The following is a 17,715-nucleotide window of genomic DNA, read 5'->3' on the forward strand; positions in this document are numbered from 1 at the left end:
CACTGCGGTGACGGGCGACCGTGGCGGCAGTGAGCCGGGTGAGACGAAAGAGGAACGGACCGGCGCGCACGACGTACGGGATACGGATCGGCCGACCGGTGCCGGGACGCACTGAGACGAGAGAGGTGCCCGCGTCCGGCCGGTCCTGCTTTCCCCCCGGCGGCCCGCGGTGCACTCATCTTCACCCACCCCCCGTGCTTGATCAATCGTCGCTTCGTCACCACTTCGCAACAGCGCCGGAAGTGGTGATTCCCCAGGTCACGGGCGCATTACGGCAGGCGGCCGGTCGCGGCGTGCAGGCGTGGCGAGCGCGACGGCCGGCGCGACTGAGGCCCGGTTCCCGCGGATCGTTCCGTCCGTGCGTCTCGTGCGGGTCCACGTCCATGCGGTCGTCTGCTCGGACACGGGGCGGCCGGACGGTCCGTCATGGCCGCGACGCGCGAGCAACGGGGTTGGTTGTGCGCTTTTTTGCCGTTCCGTGAACTCCCGTTGGATGGAGGGCCCGTAAAGAGGGGCGGGAGAGGCCTCCGCCTCGTCTCCATGCGTCTTCACGTGCTAAGCGGAGTGTGATGTTGTTACTTCGTTAAGTAGGTCGGCTTGACGTCGGTGGTCACCGACGCGTTGGCTTTTCAGACACCTGGGTCACCATGTCGCACCCATGTCCGAAACGCACCTGAAGTGAGCCCTCGAATGCGCCGTCGTATCGCCATGGCCGTGGCCGCATCCACGCTGTCCCTCTCGCTCGCCGGCTGCGGGATGCTGAGCGCGACGGAGGAGGCCGGCGAGGCGACACCGACCAAGGGCAACGACATCACCGTGGGCGTGCTGATGCCGGAGAAGACGAACACCCGGTACGAGCAGTTCGACTACCCGATCATCAAGGCGAAGATCGCCTCCCTCACCCAGAACAAGGGCAAGACCGAGTACGCCAACGCGGCCGCGGACCCGGACACCCAGGTGAGCCAGATGGAGCGGATGATCGACGAGAAGGTCGACATCATCCTGCTGGACGCCGTCGACGCCGAGGCCATCGCGGACACGGTCCAGAAGGCCAAGGACGCGGGCATCCCCGTCATCGCGTACGACCGGCTGGCCCAGGGCCCGATCGACGCGTACGTCTCCTTCGACAACGAGCTGGTCGGCGAGGTGCAGGGCCGCACCCTGGTGGAGGCCCTGGGAGCGGCCGACACCTCCGACAAGATCGTCATGATCAACGGCTCGCCCACCGACCCGAACGCCAAGCAGTTCAAGGACGGCGCGCTGTCCGAGCTCAGCGGCCGGGTGACGATCGCAGCGTCCTACGACACCAAGGCGTGGAGCCCGGAGGTCGCCGAGAGCCACATGGCCGAGGCGATCGACAAGATCGGCAAGAGCAACATCGCGGCCGTCTACTCCGCCAACGACGCCATGGCCGGCGGCATCATCAAGGCCCTGAAGGCGGCGGGTGTCAGCGGCGACGACCTGCCCCCGATCACGGGCCAGGACGCTGAGCTGGCCGGGGTGCAGCGGATCGTCAGCGGCGAGCAGTTCATGAGCGTGTACAAGCCCTACCCGCAGATGGCGGAGGCCGCCGCGGAGATGGCCGTCGCCAAGGTCCAGGGCCGCGACATCCAGTTCGACGCCCTCACCCGGGACAGGGTGGACAGCCCTACTCACAAGGACATCCCGGCGCAGTTGGTCACCGTGGTGGCGCTGCAGAAGAGCAACATCAAGAGCACCGTCGTCGCGGACGGCATCTACGAGGTGTCCGACATCTGCACCGCGAAGTACGAGGCCGCCTGCCGGGCCATCAAGCTCAACTGATCCGGTGACGACGAGAGGGGGGCACGCGCCGCGCGTGCCCCCCTCTCGTGCGTCGGCTCACCGGTCACGTCTCTGCGCCGCCCAGCAGGGCGAGCCGGTGGCGGACGACGGCGGTTGACCGCGGGGCCCGTCGTCGGCGGCCAGGAGGTCGAGCAGGGCGCCCCGGAGCGCCGCCAGGGCGGCGTGCGGCGGACGGCGCCCGTCCTCGCCGTCCCTCGCGGGCAACGGCTGACAGGACGCGAGGACGTCGGGCCGGTCCCGCACGCCGGAGCCGACGGCGGAGGCGGGCGGGCGCGGCGAGGGTCGCCGGGCCGTGGGTGAGCGCGTACCGGCGGGCGGCCGCCGGCGGCTCGACCTGCCGGGCGGACGGGTGTGTCGCTTCCCGGGACACGGAGCTGTCCTAAGGTCACGGAAACGGTCGCTCCAGTGGCGACCGGACGTGGTGGCCGAAGGGACCGGGAGGGCAGCCATGCCGCAGCAGGACCAGCAGCCGAGGGTCGTCGTGCGGCGCGCCGGCCGGCCCGGCGACCTGGGGTGGGTCGTGATGGCGCACGGCGAGGCCTACCACCGGCAGTTCGGCTGGAACACCGACTTCGAGGCCCTGGTGGCCAGGATCGTCGCCGACTACGCCACCGGGCACGACCCGGCCCGGGAGGCGGCCTGGATCGCCGAGGCCGACGGTGAGCGCGTGGGCTGCGTCTTCCTCGTCGCCGGCGACGAACCGGGCGTGGCCCGGCTGCGCATCCTGCTCGTCACCCCGGCGGCCCGGGGGCTCGGCCTCGGCACCCGCCTCGTCGAGGAGTGCCTGGCCTTCGCCCGCGCGGCCGGCTACCGGCGGGTCACGCTGTGGACCAACGACGTGCTGGCGTCCGCCCGCAGGATCTACCAGGGCGCCGGTTTCACGCTCACCGACGAGGAGCCCCACCACAGTTTCGGCCACGACCTCGTCGGCCAGACCTGGACCCTCGACCTGTAACGGGGCTCAGGGGGCGTCCCGACGCACGCCCGGCCCCCGGGGAGGGCCGGGACCGGTCCGGCCGGGCCGGTGACCCCCCAGCTTGTTGCAGTGCGGGCGGCGGAGGCCGGGAGATACCCGTACGAACAGGTGGTTTTCCGAGGCGCCGGCGGACGGAGCCGTGTTGCGGACCCGGTCCGGGGCCGCGCATAGTTGCGCTGCGGAAGAGGCGGACAGCGGGGGTGGGATGGGCGATGGCCGGGCACGGGGCGGAGGAGCATCCTCACGGTGCTGACCGACTGTGCGAGGCCGGGGATCGCGTGTATTCCCGGGCCGTACGGCGGGGCCGTGTGCGGCGCAAGGACGCCGAGCCGGTGCCCTGCCTGCTGGAGCTCGCCCTGCTCCATCCGGACCCCGACGACATGGACTGGCTGGTGCCGACCTCCCCGCAGGAGGTCATGACCCGGCTGCTGCGCGGGCTGTACGACGAGGTCAGCGCGAGCCAGCGGCGCATGGGCTCGGCGGTGGCCGCCTTCGAGTGGTACTCCGGCCTGGGCCCCGCGCGGGTGCCGACGGCCGGGGAGGGGGCGGCGATCCGCGTCCTGGACGGCGCCTCCCGCATCCAGGCGGCCCTGGACCAGGCGACCGAGGCGTGCACCACGGAGGTGCTGACGGTCCAGCCCGGCGGCATCCGGCGCGAGCACGAACTGTCCGAGGGGCTGCACCGGGCGCTGGCGCTGCGCGGGCGGGGCGTGCGCATGCGGGACCTGTACAACCACGTGGCCCGGCACGGGCAGGGCCTGCTCAACTACCTGGAGCTGATGGGCACCGCGGTCGAGGCGCGGACCCTGGACGAGGTCATCGACCGGCTGATCCTCTTCGACCGCACGGTCGCCTTCATCCCCGCGAACGCCGACCGCACGATGGCGCTGGAACTGCGGCACCCGGCCCTGATCGCCTACCTGGCCACCGTCTTCGAACGCCTGTGGCGGCTCGCGATCCCGCTGACCGCGCCGCTCCCCGACACCCGTATCGAGGGCATCTCGCACCGGGAGCAGTCCATCGCGGCACTGCTGGCGGAGGGCCACCAGGACGCGGTGATCGCGGAACGTCTGGGGATCAGCGTCCGTACCTGCCGGGCGCACATCGCCCGGCTGTCGGAGACGCTGGGCGCGGCGAGCCGTACGCAGCTGGGGGTGCGGATCGCCCAGGTGGGCCTGGACGGGCCCCTGCCGGGGGTGGCCGCTCCGGTCATCCTTCCGGATCGAGGATCCCCGACCGTCCGATGAGGTAGCCGAGTTGGGCGCGGCTCGCGCTGCCGAGGGTGGCGGCCAGTTTGGCGATGTGGACGCGGGCGGTGCGGACGTTCATGCCGAGCCGGTCGGCGATGACGGTGTCGGTGTGTCCCTCCACGAGCAGGGCGGCGATCGCGCGCTGGCGGGGGGTGATGCCGTTGAGGCTGGGCTGGGGGACGGTCTCCGGGTACATCGGCGTGGCCAGGCGCCAGAGGCGGTCGAAGGCGGTGGTGAGGTAGTCCAGCAGAGCGGGGTGGCGGATCTCCAGGGCGACCGTGCGGTCCCGGTTGGCGGGGATGAAGGCCACCGCGCGGTCGAGGACGAGGAGGCGCTCGGTGATCTCGTCCAGGGTGCGGGCCTCCACGTCGCCCTCGAGCCGCTCGTACCGCGCCAGGACCGCGGGAGCGTGGCGGGTGGTGTGGTTGTAGAGCGTTCTGATCCGGCCGCCCCGGTCCAGGAAGGACTGGTCGCGGGCCACGGCCTCGGCGTGCGGCCGCGAGAACTCGCCGGGGTTCCGGCCCCTGGGCTGGACGGCGAGCATCTCCTCGGAGGCTTCCGCGATGGTGCGTGTGATGACCTGGTTGATCCGGTCGAGGCCGCTCAGCAGGCGGAGTTCGGCGGCGTCCGCGGGGTGGGCGCTCGGCACGGCGAGCGCGAGAAGCGGTTCGAAGGCCTCGGCCAGCCGGGCCTCCTGCCGGCGCCGGCGGGCGATGTCCTCGGCGACGGTGCGCAGCAGACGGGGCAGGGCGACGGCGGGGGCCAGGGGGCCCAGCCGGTGCGGGTCGCGGGGGTGCGGCCGCAGGAGTCCGCTGTCGACCAGGCAGGGGTACGCCTCCGCCTCCGCGGCCGGGACATGGCCCGACCGCAGGGCGCGCGCATAGAGCTCCAGAGCCTCCTCGCAGGGCTCCTCGGGTGGGTGGTCGTGCGCTGCCGCAGTCACGCGTGGCCCTCTCCTCGGTGGTCAGTGCTCCCGTTCCAGGATTCCGGACTGGGCGATGAGATAACCGAGTTGGGCCCGGCTGCCGCTGCCGAGGGCGGTGGCGAGCTTGGCGATGTGGGCCCGGCAGGTGCGGACGTTCATGCCGAGGCGGCGGGCGATGGCCTCGTCGACGTGGCCCTCGACGAGGAGCTTGGCGATGGAGTGCTGGATGTCGGTGATGCCGTCCGGGTCGGCCTCGTAGGGGGTGCCCGCTGTCAGGGGCACCGCGCGGTTCCACATGAACTCGAAGACCTTGATCAGGTAGCGGACGAGGCCGGGGTGGCGCAGCTCCAGGGCGACCTGCCGGTCGTCGCGGACGGGGATGAAGGCGACGGCCTCGTCGCAGATGATGAGGCGCTCGACGAGTTCGTCGATGGTGCGGTACTCGACCTTGCCGTCGGTGAACTGGTCCACGTAGGCCAGCCGGTCGGGGCTGTAGCGGGCGGTGTGCTGGTAGAGGGTGCGGATGCGCACGCCGCGTTCGATCAGCGGCCTGTCGCGCTCCAGCGCTTCCAGGAGCCGGTTCTCGGGGCTGCGGCGGCCGCCCGGCTGGACCGCGAGGACCTCGGTACGGCACTGGGAGGTCGCGAGGTCGAGCGCCGCGTTGATGCGGTCGAGGCCCTCCAGCACCGTGATCGAGTGGGTGGGGGCGGTCTCCTGGGCGCTGAGGGCCATGAAGGGCTCGAAGACCTCGGTGAGCGCGATGGACAGCCGGCGGTTGTCGGTGATCTCGCGTTCGATGGGGTGCAGCCGCTGGGCCAGGGCGACGGACGGGGGAACCGGGCGCAGCCAGTTCGCGTCGTCCGGGTCGGGGTGGAGGAGGGCGAACTCCATCAGGCAGGGAGCAGGCTCGACATCGGCCCGTTGGATGCGACCTGTGCGAAGGGCGTTCGCATAGAGGCGGCTTCCCTCCTCACACAGCTCGGTCACCGCATGGGGATGTGTCGCCTTAGTCCCATTTGTTGCCAAATCTCCACCCCCCAGGGTCCTGAACATGCAGGAACATGATGCACCGATCGTGTGGCCATGACGTGCCTGAATGAGCCATCGTCTTACTCGACGGGGGAAGAGGGGACCTTCAAGTGAGGACGAAGCCGACTATGCGTAAGAGAATGCTTCGCTCGGTGCTTGTCGCCGCCTTCTCCGCCGTTGTGGCCGTCGGAACGCTGGTCGGCCTCTCCGAAGCGAAGAGCGACGCACACAGGACGAGTGGTGCTCAGGCCGTGGTCGCCGCGGCCGCCATCGAGGACACGCCGGCCGTCCCCTTCGACACCAGGTGGGACTGATCGGCATGACCACACCACCGGACGACCGTTCCTTCCGCCGTGAAATGGCCACCGCCTACCGCTCCGGCTGGCACTTCATCGACCTGGTCACCGCCATCCCCCACAGTGGTGACTCGTTGATGGTGACCGTCTTCGGAGAGCCGGTGGTCGTCACGCGGGACGAGGACGGAGACGTACGGGCCTACCGGTGTCTCAGGCGGCCCCGGGGGGCGCCACAGCCGGTTCGGTGTGCCATCCGATACGGGATGATCTTCGTGAACCTCGACCAGCGCGACCACCAACTGGCGGAGTCGGCGACCCCGACCGCACCCAGCACCATTTCAGCCACCCCCCGCAGTGCCTGACGCGATTCCCCCGTCGTAACAGATCGCCTCAGGTGCTTCCCCCCGCAGCGGCGTCACCGTGACCTGAACACGGTGACGCCGCTGCAGTTTTGGCGGATATCTCGGGGTTCGGGCACGGACGGTGCGGTGACGGGCAGGGCCTCGGCGTGGCCGGAAACAGACGGAGGCGGATCCGGTCAGGCGGGTGCGGGCCCGCAGGTGGGTGGTCCGCGCGGGCCGGTGGCAGGTGACAGAGGTGTGGCGTGCGGTCGGGGGCGCGTTCGGCCGTCCGGTCAGCCGCGGCCCATCGCGCGGGTCAGTCCGATCTCGATCACCACGCGGGTGGGGTTCGGGCGTGGGGGCCGGCCGTAGCGCTCCTCGTAGCGGCGTTCCGCTTCCCTGACGCGGTCCGGGTCCGCGCGCACGACGGCACGGCCCTCCAGCGTGGCCCAGCGGCGGCCGTCCACCTGGCAGACCGCCACCCGGGCGCCCTCGGGGCCCGCCGCGAGCACGTTGGCCACCTTCGTGCTCGACCTGTCGGAGATCACGCGAGCGAGCCGGGCCTCGGGGTCGTATGTCACCCCGACGGGAACGACGTGCGGAGAGCCGTCAGGGCGTGGTGTGGTCAGGGTGCACAAGTGCCGTTCACGCCAGAAGGCGAGGTACGTCGCGTCGGGGGCGCCCGGGTTCTGGGGGTATGCGGCCATGGTCGGAACTTAGTCGGTGCGGGACTCCCCGACTCGACCTTGAGTGGAATAGACTCAACTTTGTGTACGTTGTCGGAGTCAGTGCTGACGGCTGACGCAAGGAGGAGAGAGCAGACGTGGACGCCGAGCTGACCAACCGGAGCCGGGACGCGATCCAGGCGGCCGGCAACCGGGCCGTGTCCGAGGGACACCCCGACCTCACCCCAGCCCACCTGCTCCTCGCGCTGCTCCAGGGGCAGGACAACGAGAACATCGTCGATCTGCTCGCCGCCGTCGACGCCGACCAGGCCGCCGTACGGGCCGGCGCGGAGAAGGTGCTCGGCTCGCTGCCCAGCGTGACCGGGTCCACCGTCGCGCCGCCGCAGCCCAACCGCGAGCTGCTCGCCGTGATCGCCGACGCGCAGGCGCGGGCCAGGGACCTGGGGGACGAGTACCTGTCGACCGAGCACCTGCTCATCGGCATCGCCGCCAAGGGCGGTCAGGCCGGTGAGGTGCTCACCCGTCAGGGGGCGACCCCGAAGAAGCTGGCCGAGGCCTTCCAGAAGGCGCGCGGCGGGCGCCGGGTGACCACCGCCGACCCCGAGGGGCAGTACAAGGCGCTGGAGAAGTTCGGTACGGACTTCACCGCCGCCGCCCGGGACGGCAAGCTCGACCCCGTCATCGGACGGGACACCGAGATCCGCCGCGTCGTGCAGGTACTGTCCCGGCGCACCAAGAACAATCCCGTCCTCATCGGCGAGCCGGGCGTCGGCAAGACCGCCGTCGTCGAGGGCCTCGCCCAGCGGATCGTCAAGGGCGACGTGCCCGAGTCGCTGAAGGACAAGCGGCTGGTCGCGCTCGACCTGGGCGCGATGGTCGCCGGCGCGAAGTACCGCGGTGAGTTCGAGGAGCGGCTGAAGACCGTCCTGGCGGAGATCAAGGACTCCGACGGGCAGATCATCACCTTCATCGACGAGCTGCACACGGTGGTGGGCGCCGGTGCCGGCGGGGACTCCGCCATGGACGCCGGCAACATGCTCAAGCCCATGCTGGCGCGCGGCGAACTGCGCATGGTCGGCGCCACCACCCTCGACGAGTACCGGGAGCGGATCGAGAAGGACCCGGCGCTCGAACGGCGCTTCCAGCAGGTGCTGGTCGCCGAGCCGACCGTCGAGGACACCATCGCCATCCTGCGCGGGCTCAAGGGACGGTACGAGGCCCACCACAAGGTGCAGATCGCGGACAGCGCACTGGTCGCCGCCGCGACCCTGTCCGACCGGTACATCACCTCCCGCTTCCTGCCCGACAAGGCCATCGACCTCGTCGACGAGGCCGCCTCCCGGCTGCGCATGGAGATCGACTCGTCCCCCGTCGAGATCGACGAACTCCAGCGCGCCGTCGACCGGTTGAAGATGGAGGAGCTGGCGCTCGACAAGGAGACCGACGTCGCCTCCCGGGAGCGCCTGGAGAAGCTGCGCCGCGACCTCGCCGACAAGGAGGAGGAGCTGCGCGGCCTCAACGCCCGCTGGGAGAAGGAGAAGCAGTCCCTCAACCGGGTCGGCGAGCTGAAGGAGAAGCTCGACGAACTGCGGGGCCAGGCCGAACGGGCCCAGCGCGACGGCGACTTCGACACCGCCAGCAAGCTGCTGTACGGCGAGATCCCGGCCCTGGAGCGCGACCTGGAGGCCGCGTCCGAGGCCGAGGAGGAGGCCGCGAAGGACACCATGGTCAAGGAGGAGGTCGGATCCGACGACATCGCCGACGTCGTCGCCTCCTGGACCGGGATCCCGGCCGGGCGCCTGCTGGAGGGCGAGACGCAGAAGCTCCTGCGCATGGAGGACGAGCTGGGCAAGCGGCTCATCGGGCAGAGCGAGGCCGTACGGGCCGTCAGCGACGCCGTACGGCGCAGCCGCGCCGGGATCGCCGACCCGGACCGGCCGACCGGCTCCTTCCTCTTCCTCGGCCCGACCGGCGTCGGCAAGACGGAACTCGCCAAGGCGCTCGCCGACTTCCTCTTCGACGACGAGCGGGCCATGGTCCGCATCGACATGTCCGAGTACAGCGAGAAGCACAGCGTCGCCCGGCTCGTCGGCGCCCCGCCCGGATACGTGGGCTACGAGGAGGGCGGCCAGCTGACGGAGGCGGTGCGGCGGCGGCCGTACAGCGTGGTCCTCCTCGACGAGGTGGAGAAGGCGCACCCCGAGGTCTTCGACATCCTGCTCCAGGTGCTCGACGACGGACGGCTGACCGACGGCCAGGGCCGTACGGTCGACTTCCGCAACACGATCCTGGTGCTGACCTCGAACCTGGGCAGCCAGTTCCTGGTCGACCCGGTCACCACCGAGGCGGAGAAGAAGGAGCAGGTCCTGGAGGTGGTCCGGACCTCCTTCAAGCCGGAGTTCCTCAACCGGCTCGACGACCTGGTCGTCTTCTCGGCCCTGACGAAGGACGAGCTGGGCCGGATCGCCCGCCTCCAGATCGACCGCCTCGCCAAGCGGCTGGCCGAGCGGCGCCTCACTCTGGACGTCACCGAGGAGGCCCTGGCCTGGCTCGCCGACGAGGGCATGGATCCGGCCTACGGCGCCCGCCCGCTGCGCCGCCTGGTCCAGACGGCCATCGGCGACCGTCTCGCCAAGGAGATCCTGGCCGGCGAGGTCAAGGACGGCGACACCGTCCGGGTGGACGCCTTCGGCGACGGTCTGATCGTGGGACCGGCGACGGCCGAGGCGGAGGTGACGGGCAAGACGCTGTAGCCGCCCGCCGCGGCGGCACGGCAGGAACGACGCGGCGGCCCGTCCCGGACCCCGGGGCGGGCCGCCGCTCACATGTCGAAGGCCTCGAAGCGCACCAGCGCGGTGTCCGGGCCCTCGTACTCCACGCTCACCCGCGCGGCCGCCGCGCCGAAGCCGGGCTGAGCCGCATCCGGGACCTCTCCCGCGTAGTCCCCGGCCTCCGCCAGGAAGCCCACGCCCAGGCACGGGTCGGCCGACTCCGGTGCACAGAACTCCGTCTTCGGCTCCCCGGCCTGCGGACAGGTGCGTTCGAGCCAGTCCCGTACCGCCGTCCGGGGCATGCGGAACTCGGCCCTGTACAAGCCTGTCCTGGAAGGACTGCACGGTGCACCGCGTGTCGTGCGCCCGGGCCGGCGGCCTCGCCGCGCCGAACTCCAGCGCCCGCGCGCACGGCACCCCGCGCGGCCCCCGGCCGAGCGTGTCGTCCGGGGCCGAGAACCGCACCACCGCCGTGACCAGCCAGATCAGCAGCAGCACGGGCACCGCGGCGACCGCCGCCACCAGGGCCCACCGGGTCCGTGCCGGGTGTGCGGGTTCCTTCGCCGTACCGCCCCGCAACCGTGCCATCGTGTCCCCGTCCCGTGCACCCGACCGCCACCGACCGGCTGGATCATGTCAGCCGACGGCTGACAGGCCCCGGCGGGGCTTGCCACCCCCCTCCCCGCATGGGGGAGGATGGCGGGATCCGTACGAAGGGAAAATCACGGTGAGCATCGACCCGTCCTCGATTCCGAACTTCGGGGGCCAGCCCGAGCCGCAGCCCCAGGGACCGGCGGGCCCCGTCGTTCCGGATCAGGACCTCGTGAAGCAGCTCCTCGACCAGATGGAGCTGAAGTACGTCGTCGACGACGAGGGCGACCTCGCGGCGCCGTGGGAGGAATTCCGTACGTACTTCATGTTCCGCGGCGAGGGCGACCAGGCGGTCTACTCGGTACGGACCTTCTACGACCGGCCCCACCAGATCGACGACAAGGCGCAGCTGCTGGAGTCCGTCGACGACTGGAACCGCCGCACCCTGTGGCCCAAGGTCTACACCCACACCCACGACGACGGCACCGTCCGCCTCATCGGCGAGGCGCAGATGCTGATCGGCGCCGGGGTGAACATCGAGCTCTTCGTCTCCTCGACGGTGAGCTGGGTCCGCGCCGCCATCGAGTTCGACAAGTGGCTCGTGGAGCAGCTGGGCCTGGAGAAGGAGGTCAACGACGCGGAGGAGCCCGACGAGGGCGACGACGCGTAACACCTCGCTGCACCGGCGTGCCGACGGGCTCCACCCCGGAGCGCGGCCGGAGACGCCCCGTACGCGAAAGGGAGCCCGGCCCGGGCCGCGACCGCCACGGTCGTGTGCCCGGGCCGGGCTCTCGCCGTGTGACCCGCGACCGGCGACCGCCGGCGCGCGGTGCGAGTCGGGAGCGTCCGTCCACAGCCTGTGGAAACCCCCACACCCTGTCGGAACTCGGCCGCTCCGCCGCCGTGCCGGCCGCGGGCCGCGTCGGCTACGCCGCCGACGCCTTGAGCCGCTTCACCGCCTCCTCCAGCACACTCACCTGCTTGCAGAACGCGCATCGCACGAACGGCGCGCCCGCCTCGCGGTGGTCGTAGAACACGGCGTTCGGGATGGCCACCACGCCCGCCCGCTCCGGCAGCGAGCGGCAGAAGGCGAAGCCGTCGGTCTCGCCGAGGGGCCGGATGTCGGTGGTGACGAAGTACGTGCCGGCCGGCCGGTAGACCGCGAAACCCGCCTCCGCCAGCCCCGCCGCCAGCAGGTCCCGCTTGGCCAGCATGTCCGCGCGGAAGGCCTCGAAGTAGGCCTCGGGCAGGGCGAGCGCCTCGGCGACCGCGTACTGGAACGGACCGGACGAGACGTACGTCAGGAACTGCTTCGCCGCCCGCACCGCCGTCACCAGCCCCGGCGCCGCCGTCACCCAGCCGACTCCGCGTTCATACACCTATTCGCGTGCCCCCGGCGACCTGTCCGGACCGAGCTCACAGCCGTACCGCCGGGCTCGGTGACAGGGCGCTGTCCCGCCGTATCCTGACCACACACGGGAAGGAGCCGTCCATGAGCGTCGACGCGATCGTGCACACCGAGTTCCCCAAGGGATACACGGTCCTGTTCGGAGCCGACGGAAAGGTGATCATGACTCCGCAGAGCTTCGAGCACTCCAGCACGATCAAGTCGATGCAGTACGACACGATCGTGTCCCTCGGACGCCATGCGAAGACCGTCTCCGACGTCTACATCGACTTCCCCGCCGACGAGAACTCCGCCCCCGATCTGGCGATCCTTCGCGAGGACGCCCGCCGGGAGGGCAAGCGCTACAGCTTCGAGGACGTCCTGCTGATCTCCGAGGTCGTCTCGACCTCCTCCGCACGCAAGGACTACGACGACTGCACCGCGAAGTACGGCCGCTACGGCATCCCGATCTACCTGGTGGTGGACCCCTACGCCCAGGAAGTCGTCCTCCACACCCAGCCGACCGGCACCGGTTACATCGCGGCGCACACCCACAAGTACGGCACGGGCAAGCTCCCCATCCCGCTGGCCGACGGCCGCACCTTCACCCTCGACCTCGACGAGCTTCCGCGTCCGGAGCCCGAGGCGGACGCCCGTTGACGAAAGACTCCCGGTGTGGCGGTGCCCTTGGCACCGCCCTCGTCGTCGAACGTGGTCGTTCCGGGTCGGGCGCGACTCGCCGTGGTCGGCGAGGGTGACCGCCCACGTACCGCCCTGAGGCAGCGGGCCACTCGCCCTCGGCCGAGTCGCCGCCGCGGTGCGACGGTAGCGTGGCACGGCAAGGAGTGCTGCGGGCAGGTGGGGCGGATTTCATGCGGATGCGGTTCGATCCCGAGGCCGAGGAAGAGTTCGAGGCAGCGTGCGGGATGCTCATCGACCGCCTCGTCCAGTGGGCCGGGGAGCAGGGGCTGTCGGTGGACGGGTTCACGGCCGAGACGGTGCTGGACTACCGGCACCGGGCGACTGCCGACGGCCGACTGGGCCTGTGGGAGTCGCGCCATGTGGAGGAGCTGCTGCTCTCCTGGTTGCCCCAGCAGATCACCGAGCTTCCTGGGGAGGAACATGGCGACGCCCCAGGCACGGTGCGCACGCTGTTGCGCTATCTGCACGCCGCGCAGTTGGCGGACCCGCGCGGCCCCTCCCTCCAGGAGTCCCTTGCCGTGGTCGACAGGGTCGCGGAACAGCATCCGGCGGCGATGACCGACCGCACTCGCTGGGGTTTGGCGAAGTTCTGGGCGATGACGGCCGCCGAGCAGGGCGTAGACGTCCTTGACGGGGCATCGTTGCAGCGCTTCGCGGAGCGGGCGCGGCTCGGAGAGGTCGCCTACGATCAGCAGACTCTCGACGCGATGATGGAACGGCGGCTGACCGGCCGCGCGCTGTCCGGTTCGGCTCGGGCCGAGCCTCAGCTGCCCGTGGCGCTTCCTGAGGACGACGAACTGCGTCGGCGGGCCGGGGCGTCGACGACGGTAACGCAGTTGCGCGGTATCGCCGAGTGGGCGGGGCGGGGACGGCCGCCCCGTGACGGCGGCGGGGCGGCTGCGGATGGCAGATGCCCGCGCGTTGGCGGACCTGCTCGGCACCGGTGACAGGACCGGCGGGGTGCGCTCTTCGGCTGACCTGCCGCGGCTGGGACTGCTGGTGGAGTGGGCGAAGAGGGCTCGGCTGGTCCGGGTGGTCAAGTGGCGTTTGTACGCGGTGGCCAAGGCTCGGCCGGTGCTGGCCGGCCCGCTCCAGTTGTGGCTGCGCGCCTTCGACGCGTGCTTCGAGTTGCGGCAGGCTCTGATCGGGGCGCGCAGCGGCTGGCACGTCGAGTCGATGCTCTTCGATGTCTACGAGGACGTCCTGGATGATGTGCTGAACACGCTTTACAGCCTGCCGTATCCGATGCCCTGGCCGCGGCTGCGCGACACAGTACCCCTGGCCTATCGGACCTCCTTCCAACTCGACGGCGGGTCGGACCTCCAGCACCGGATGTGGTTCGAGCACGCCGACCGGGACCTGCGCACGGTGCTCGACCTGCTGGACGACCTGGGCGCGATCGAGCGTGACCGTGGGATGGCTGATCCGGTCTTCATCGACGTCGACCTGTCCGATGCCGGACCGGAGTTGCTCGCGGACATGCCGCCGGAGGTCGCGGAGCTGCTGGGTGCCGCGGGGGCGGCGCCGGATCCGGCGGCGCGGGAGCGTGCCGATGCCCGGCGTGAGGAGCTGACCGCCGGGCCGGTCGAACTCATCCGTCTCACCGAGCTCGGTACCCGGGCCGTACGGCAGCGGCTGCTGGCGGTCGGACGCGACGCACCGCTGATCGGTGAACTGGTCCAGGCCCCGGCGGCCGGCCTGCTGGGCGTGCTGGCCGAGGAGTACCCCCCGGATGCCGCCCAGGCGGAGCTGGCCGGCTGGATCACGGCTCGCGGCGAGCGGGCGGACGCACTGCGGGAACTGACCGACGCTGTAAGGACCATGGCTTTCCGTACGCGTGCGCAGGCGATGCTCGGTGTGCTGCTGACGGCGTTGCCGGACGGTGAGGGCGAGCGGCTGCTGCGCACGCTGCGTCGCGACCCCCAGCTGGCGCCGCTGGCGCTGAACGCGCTGGCGCAGCATGAGCTGCTTTCTCCCGAGGACATGGCCGATGCCGAGCAGCTGCTGGTGCTCGCCGAGAACCTGCTCCAACTCGTGGAGCTGGCGGGCGGCTCAGGCAGCGCTGTGGAGGCGCTGCGCGCCCAGGGCCCCCAGGCCAGGGACGCGATCGCCGCCGCGTTGGACTCCAGGCACCCTGACCAGGCCGGTCTGGAGGAGCTCAGGCAGCTTGCGGCCCGGGCGCTGCGCGCACCCGCCGCCCGTCTCGGCCGCGCCCGCAAGCGCGTGCGCCCTGCCGACAGGAGCGGCGGCAAGCGGCGCCGCTGACCAGCGGCGACACCGTCCAGTGCCGCAGACGCTCGACCAGCGGCGCCCACGCCGCCGACGGCGCCGCAGTGCGCGCAGACTCGCCGAAACTCCCACGAACCGTCGCCGCTCTCGCCGACGAGGAAGCATGCTTCGAACGAGTCCGAAGCTGGCGCGAGTTCAGGACGCGAGGCCCCGCAACCGCTCCGCCGCCTCCCGGAGGACCTTTTCCCGCTTGCAGAACGCGAACCGTACGAACGGCGCGCCCGCCTCGCGGTGGTCGTAGAACACGGCGTTCGGGATGGCCACCACGCCCGCCCGCTCCGGCAGCGAGCGGCAGAAGGCGAAGCCGTCGCTCTCGCCGAGGGGCCGGATGTCGGTGGTGACGAAGTAGGTGCCGGCCGGCCGGTAGACCGCGAAACCCGCCTCCGCCAGCCCCGCCGCCAGCAGGTCCCGCTTGGCCAGCATGTCCGCGCGGAAGGCCTCGAAGTAGGCCTCGGGCAGGGCGAGCGCCTCGGCGACCGCGTACTGGAACGGACCGGACGAGACGTACGTCAGGAACTGCTTCGCCGCCCGCACCGCCGTCACCAGCCCCGGCGCCGCCGTCACCCAGCCGACCTTCCAGCCGGTGAACGAGAACGTCTTGCCGGCGCTCCCGATCGTCACCGTCCGCTCCCGCATCCCCGGCAGGGTCGCCAGCGGCACGTGCTCGGCCTCGTCGAACACCAGGTGCTCGTACACCTCGTCGGTGACGACCAGCAGGTCCCGCTCCACCGCCAGCTCGGCGATCGCGGTCAGCTCCGCACGGGTGAGGACCGTGCCGGTCGGGTTGTGGGGGGTGTTGATCAGCAGCAGCCGGGTGCGGTCGGTGACCGCGTCCCGCAGCTCGTCCAGGTCCAGCCGGAAGCGGGCCTCCCCGGGGTCCGGCCGCAGGGTCACCGGCACGCGCGTGCCGCCCGCCATCGCGATGCAGGCCGCGTAGGAGTCGTAGTACGGCTCCAGGGCGACCACCTCGTCCCCCGGCTCCAGCAGCGCCAGCAGCGAGGCCGCGATGGCCTCCGTGGCGCCCGCCGTGACCAGCACCTCCGTGTCCGGGTCGAACGACAGGCCGTAGCGGCGGCGCTGATGCTCCGCGACCGCCGTACGCAGCTCGGGGACGCCCGTACCCGGCGGGTACTGGTTGCCGCGCCCGTCCCGCAGCGCCCGCACGGCCGCCTCCCGGACCTCCTCGGGCCCGTCCGTGTCGGGGAAACCCTGGCCGAGGTTGATGGACCCGGTCCGCACCGCCAGGGCGGACATCTCGGCGAAGATCGTCGTCCCGAAAGCGGTGAGCCGGCGGTTGAGGAAGGGACGTGCGGTGGAGGTCATGCCGGTCATCCTGCGCCGAAGCTCTGGACTTCCTCAAGTGCGCTTTGGCGGCCGTGGCGGGCGGGCATCCCCCGGTCACGCACCGACCGCTCGGTTGCGCGAGGCGCCCACGGGGGGCCGCTTCGGGGGATTCGAAAGGAGGGTGACGCCATGGCATTCGGCATCATCCTGGCGGTGATCGCGCTCTTCGTCGTGGTGGCGGTCGTCATCGGCGCCGCACGCAGGAGCGGCAGCACCACGCGGCACGGGGGGACGTACCGGGCCGGCCGGTCGAGTGGCTCCGGCAGCCGCCGCAGCGACAGCGGCAGCAGCAGCTGGTGGGCCGGCGGCGGGGACACCGGCTCGTCCTCGGGCGGGCACTCCTGCGGGGGCGGCGGCTCGTCCTGCGGGGGAGGAGGCGGCGGATGCGGCGGAGGCAGCTGACACGGGGCAGCTGAGCTCCCCGGGGGAGCCGCGTCCGGACCGCGGGGCCCGCCCCTGACCAGGGGCGCCCCGCGGTCGCACCATGGACGGGGGCATGAGGCGGGGGCGCGCGGAGGTGCAGCCGGGACGCACGGCGCACGCCACGGTTGAACAGTTGAGCTGTGGAGCCCTCTGAGGGATGGAAACCCTACGAAGTTGGGTAAAAAGGCTGTGGCGGCGCCACTGTTCATGATTCCCTCTAAGTCACCAACGCAGCCCCTCGCACGTCCCGCGCGGACGTTCTTCCCCAGACCGGGCCGCGGGCCCGACCCCCCGGGTGACGACCGGGGTGCGCCGGACCTTTCCTCTTCTTGCGTTTTAGCGGAGCCGAGTCATGCTCACGACCCTGAACACCTCGTACACCGACACGCGCGCGGCCGACCTCGCCTGGGCCCTGGGGCGTGAGCCGCTGCCCGCCCTGGCCACACTCGATCTCGAACTGTCCGGTGCCAAGCTCCAGTTGCGACTGCTCGGTGCGTCGCACCAGGTCCTGCTGGAGGAGGAGCGGGGCACGTGTTCCGAGACGGTCGCCTGCATCCCCGGCAGCAGCACACCGCTCCCGCTCGGCGTGGCCAAGCGGGTGGGCGAGTGGGAGTACGAGTTCGCGGCCCGTGTCGAGGTGCTGACACCCGGTCAGTTCGCGGGTCGCGCCCAGGAACTGCTGGCCCTCGTCTCGGAGCATCCCCACGGCCTCGCCGGCGTCTTCCCCGGCAGCCCGCACGCCTTCACCGCCCTCCTCGCCCAGCGCCACGAGGGGCACGTGCACTGGCGTACCTGGCACGCGTATCCGCAGGACGGGCAGTTGGTGGCGACGAGAACGCGGGTGGGCGCACGGGGGGTGCCGGCCCGGTGAGCCGGCCCGT

17 protein-coding genes and 1 pseudogene are annotated in these 17,715 nt (G+C 71.5%); 12 read left to right on the forward strand and 6 right to left on the reverse strand.

Annotated features, from left to right (window positions below; all coding sequences use genetic code 11):
- The first annotated feature begins 690 nt into the window (after positions 1-690).
- From ACIHAR_RS26685 to ACIHAR_RS26695, 3 genes are all read left to right on the forward strand, one after another.
- Positions 691-1,803: a substrate-binding domain-containing protein gene (locus ACIHAR_RS26685; protein WP_365468602.1), complete on the forward strand. Its 1,113-nt coding sequence runs from the start codon at positions 691-693 to the stop codon at positions 1,801-1,803.
- Positions 1,804-2,272: 469 nt separating this feature from the next.
- A complete protein-coding gene (locus ACIHAR_RS26690) occupies positions 2,273-2,779 on the forward strand; it encodes a GNAT family N-acetyltransferase (protein WP_388751705.1) in 507 nt (168 codons plus the stop codon).
- 233 nt (positions 2,780-3,012) lie between these two features.
- Entirely contained in the window at positions 3,013-4,047 is a 1,035-nt protein-coding gene (locus ACIHAR_RS26695; protein ID WP_400022297.1) for a LuxR C-terminal-related transcriptional regulator, read from the forward strand.
- Here the strand turns inward: ACIHAR_RS26695 and ACIHAR_RS26700 are convergent.
- Entirely contained in the window at positions 4,010-4,993 is a 984-nt protein-coding gene (locus ACIHAR_RS26700) for a helix-turn-helix transcriptional regulator (RefSeq protein WP_365468611.1), read from the reverse strand. The genes ACIHAR_RS26695 and ACIHAR_RS26700 overlap by 38 nt on opposite strands.
- Positions 4,994-5,014: 21 nt before the next feature.
- Positions 5,015-6,028, reverse strand: a complete 1,014-nt coding sequence (locus tag ACIHAR_RS26705) for a helix-turn-helix transcriptional regulator (RefSeq protein WP_365468614.1) — start codon at positions 6,026-6,028, stop codon at positions 5,015-5,017.
- Positions 6,029-6,156: 128 nt separating this feature from the next.
- Between ACIHAR_RS26705 and ACIHAR_RS26710 the strand changes: the two genes are divergently transcribed.
- Entirely contained in the window at positions 6,157-6,318 is a 162-nt protein-coding gene (locus ACIHAR_RS26710; protein WP_365468686.1) for a hypothetical protein, read from the forward strand.
- A gap of 5 nt (positions 6,319-6,323) precedes the next feature.
- Positions 6,324-6,662, forward strand: a complete 339-nt coding sequence (locus tag ACIHAR_RS26715) for a hypothetical protein (RefSeq protein WP_388751711.1) — start codon at positions 6,324-6,326, stop codon at positions 6,660-6,662.
- A 272-nt stretch (positions 6,663-6,934) separates the two neighbouring features.
- Here ACIHAR_RS26715 and ACIHAR_RS26720 read toward each other — a convergent pair whose 3' ends face one another.
- Positions 6,935-7,348, reverse strand: coding sequence for a TIGR03618 family F420-dependent PPOX class oxidoreductase (locus ACIHAR_RS26720; RefSeq protein WP_365468620.1), 414 nt, complete (start codon positions 7,346-7,348; stop codon positions 6,935-6,937).
- A gap of 116 nt (positions 7,349-7,464) precedes the next feature.
- Here ACIHAR_RS26720 and clpB point away from each other — a divergent pair, with 116 nt between their 5' ends.
- Positions 7,465-10,080, forward strand: a complete 2,616-nt coding sequence (gene clpB, locus ACIHAR_RS26725; protein ID WP_400022298.1) for an ATP-dependent chaperone ClpB — start codon at positions 7,465-7,467, stop codon at positions 10,078-10,080.
- Between the two features lie 68 nt (positions 10,081-10,148).
- Here the strand turns inward: clpB and ACIHAR_RS26730 are convergent, their stop codons facing one another.
- Positions 10,149-10,421, reverse strand: a complete 273-nt coding sequence (locus ACIHAR_RS26730; RefSeq protein ID WP_400022299.1) for a hypothetical protein — start codon at positions 10,419-10,421, stop codon at positions 10,149-10,151.
- Between the two features lie 404 nt (positions 10,422-10,825).
- Here ACIHAR_RS26730 and ACIHAR_RS26735 point away from each other — a divergent pair, with 404 nt between their 5' ends.
- A complete protein-coding gene (locus ACIHAR_RS26735; RefSeq protein ID WP_365468629.1) occupies positions 10,826-11,359 on the forward strand; it encodes a YbjN domain-containing protein in 534 nt (177 codons plus the stop codon).
- Positions 11,360-11,615: 256 nt separating this feature from the next.
- Here the strand turns inward: ACIHAR_RS26735 and ACIHAR_RS26740 are convergent.
- Positions 11,616-12,053: pseudogene (locus ACIHAR_RS26740) on the reverse strand (aminotransferase class I/II-fold pyridoxal phosphate-dependent enzyme); the annotation flags it as partial.
- Between the two features lie 128 nt (positions 12,054-12,181).
- On the opposite strand from ACIHAR_RS26740, the gene ACIHAR_RS26745 reads away from it, so the two are divergent.
- The 3 genes from ACIHAR_RS26745 to ACIHAR_RS26755 all read left to right on the forward strand — a co-directional run bounded on the left by ACIHAR_RS26745 (position 12,182) and on the right by ACIHAR_RS26755 (position 15,043).
- Entirely contained in the window at positions 12,182-12,736 is a 555-nt protein-coding gene (locus tag ACIHAR_RS26745; protein ID WP_365468632.1) for a Uma2 family endonuclease, read from the forward strand.
- A gap of 212 nt (positions 12,737-12,948) precedes the next feature.
- Positions 12,949-13,725 (forward strand): hypothetical protein, encoded by a 777-nt coding sequence (locus tag ACIHAR_RS26750; RefSeq protein WP_400022300.1) that lies wholly within the window; start codon positions 12,949-12,951, stop codon positions 13,723-13,725.
- Positions 13,682-15,043 carry a hypothetical protein gene (locus ACIHAR_RS26755; protein WP_400022301.1) on the forward strand — a complete coding sequence of 454 codons (1,362 nt, stop codon included), beginning with the start codon at positions 13,682-13,684 and terminating at the stop codon, positions 15,041-15,043. Before ACIHAR_RS26750 ends, ACIHAR_RS26755 begins: the two co-directional genes overlap by 44 nt.
- Before the next feature lie 159 nt (positions 15,044-15,202).
- On the opposite strand, the gene ACIHAR_RS26760 is transcribed toward ACIHAR_RS26755, so the two are convergent.
- Positions 15,203-16,399: a pyridoxal phosphate-dependent aminotransferase gene (locus tag ACIHAR_RS26760; protein ID WP_365468638.1), complete on the reverse strand. Its 1,197-nt coding sequence runs from the start codon at positions 16,397-16,399 to the stop codon at positions 15,203-15,205.
- Between the two features lie 141 nt (positions 16,400-16,540).
- Between ACIHAR_RS26760 and ACIHAR_RS26765 the strand changes: the two genes are divergently transcribed.
- Positions 16,541-16,813: a hypothetical protein gene (locus ACIHAR_RS26765; protein ID WP_365468641.1), complete on the forward strand. Its 273-nt coding sequence runs from the start codon at positions 16,541-16,543 to the stop codon at positions 16,811-16,813.
- A gap of 373 nt (positions 16,814-17,186) precedes the next feature.
- Positions 17,187-17,705, forward strand: coding sequence for a DUF2617 family protein (locus ACIHAR_RS26770; protein WP_365468644.1), 519 nt, complete (start codon positions 17,187-17,189; stop codon positions 17,703-17,705).
- The last annotated feature ends 10 nt before the right edge of the window (positions 17,706-17,715 follow it).

This window comes from Streptomyces sp. NPDC052016, assembly GCF_044548445.1.
In the GTDB taxonomy this organism is placed as follows: Bacteria; Actinomycetota; Actinomycetes; order Streptomycetales; family Streptomycetaceae; genus Streptomyces.